The 1,955-nt window shown below is 72.9% G+C and carries 3 protein-coding genes; all 3 read left to right on the top strand.

The genetic code is table 11. From position 1 onward, the window contains the following. On the top strand, window positions 1-536 hold a 536-nt coding region (locus G3I65_RS35290; protein WP_203612605.1), incomplete at its 5' end, for a copper resistance D family protein. A 25-nt stretch (window positions 537-561) separates the two neighbouring features. Then, window positions 562-1,518, top strand: a complete 957-nt coding sequence (locus G3I65_RS35285) for a cupredoxin family copper-binding protein (RefSeq protein ID WP_160699941.1) — start codon at window positions 562-564, stop codon at window positions 1,516-1,518. 66 nt (window positions 1,519-1,584) lie between these two features. Beyond that, the coding region (locus tag G3I65_RS35280) for a hypothetical protein (RefSeq protein ID WP_160699940.1) at window positions 1,585-1,955 on the top strand (371 nt) is incomplete at its 3' end.

Raw genomic sequence — 1,955 nt, 5'->3', positions numbered from 1 at the left:
GCGTCGCGGCCGGCGCGATCGTGCTCGGGCTGCTGCGGACCACCGGCCTCACCGGCCACGCGGCCGAGAGCACCCGGCCGTGGCTGTCGCAGGTCGCGGATTTCGCCCACCTCGCGGGCGCTTCCGCGTGGATCGGCGGCCTGGCCGTGCTGCTGTTCGGCGTCCTCGCCCGCCGCAACCCCGACGAGCTCGCCGCGGTGATCCCCCGCTATTCGAAACTGGCGATGATCTCCGTCACCGTCGTGGTCGCCGCGGGGGTGGCGCTCGCGTGGCAGACCGTCGGCAGCTTCGCCCGGGTGTTCGGCACCGCCTACGGCCAGACCCTGCTGATCAAGCTCGGCGTGCTCGCGGTCGTGCTCCTCGCGGCGCAGGCCAGCCGCAGCTGGGTCGGCCGCCGCCTCGACTTCGCCGTCGTCCTGCGCGGGGACGCGGCCACCGTCCGTCCGTTCGTCCACTCCGTCGCCGCCGAAACCACGCTCGTGGTCGTGGTTCTCCTCGCGGCGAGCTTCCTCGTCACGGCCAGCCCCGGCCGCTGATCGCACACCCCGAAAGGAGTCCTCAATGGACAACCCCCACGTCTCCCCCGGGCAACCGGAGGAGGTGCGGCGCCGACGGCACTGGCCGGTCGCCGTGGCGATCCTCGCACTGGCGACCGCGTTGTTCAGCATCGCCACGCTCCGCGGCGGCAGCAGTGAGCAGGCCGCTCCGGCGCAGGCCACGAACGTCGACCTCGCGGCGCTGGCGAAGCAGAGCCCCCTGGCCGTGCCGCTGTACCAGGGCCTCGCCCAGGAACAGGCCGCGCCGGCCGCCACGGGCTCGGCGAAATCCGTCGAAGCGATGGGGTACAAGTTCTCCCCGGCGAGCCTGACCATCGCCGTCGGCGACACGGTGACGTGGACCAACCACGACACCGCCCCGCACAACATCGTCGTCACCGACGGGCCGGAGAAGTTCACCTCGCCGACCCTGCAGACCGGGCAGACGTTCAGCCACACCTTCACCAAGGCCGGGACCTACTCCTACTACTGCTCGATCCACCCGGACATGAAGGCGACCGTCACCGTGACCGGCTCGGCGCCGACCAGCGCCCCGCCGACCTCGGCCCCGACGTCCGCCCCGACCTCGGCGCCGAGCCACTCGATGCCGATGCCGTCCACCCCGGCCGGCGGCTCCTGCGTGCCGAAGGCGGTCCTGCAGCCGATCCTCGACCACGTCAAGAGCGCGCACCTGGAGACCTCCCCGGGTCAGCAGGTGCAGGACATCCTCAACCTGGACCAGTACATCAAGACGCACACGGTGTGGCTGGAGACCGTGCTCGCGCCGGCGTTCGACGGGTCGGGCGGCCAGGTCCTCACCGACACGCTCGCGCCGATCGTCGCGCACATCAAGAGCGCGCACCTGGAGACGTCGCTGGGCCAGCAGGTGACCGACCTGCTGAACCTCGACCAGTACGTCAAGACGCACACGGTGTGGCTCGAAACCGTGCTCACGCCGCTGCTGAACCAGGCGAGCTGCTGACCGCGGCCGGTGGCCCGGTTCGCGCCGGGCCACCGGCCCCCACCCTTCCCCGGAGGACCTCCCCCCATGTCCGACACCGCCGTCCTGCCCGCCCCGCCCGGGACGGGCTTCACCCTGCGCCGCGACCGGTGCGTCATCGAGATCTCCCCGCGCCCGCCGCTGGTCCGCGGCAGGCTCGTCGCGACCGGCGGGCACTGGACCCCCGGTTCGGCGTTCACGGTCACCTTCGACGCCCGCCCGGTGCGGACCGGGATCCCGTTCCTGGGCCGGGTGTTCCCCGGCGGCGAACTCACCTTCGCCGCCGACGGAGTCGCGGAGGACCCCTTCGTGCTCGAGGGCAGCGTCGCCGGCCGGGACGTCCGCCTGCACGGCGACGTCCGGCACCGCGACGAGCACGGCGTCGTCGTCTGGGCGGCCGGGCACGTGCTCCCGGCCCG

Source organism: Amycolatopsis sp. SID8362 (assembly GCF_010550475.1).
GTDB lineage: Bacteria > Actinomycetota > Actinomycetes > Mycobacteriales > Pseudonocardiaceae > Amycolatopsis > Amycolatopsis eburnea.
This window is presented reverse-complemented; position numbering and strand designations above follow the sequence as displayed.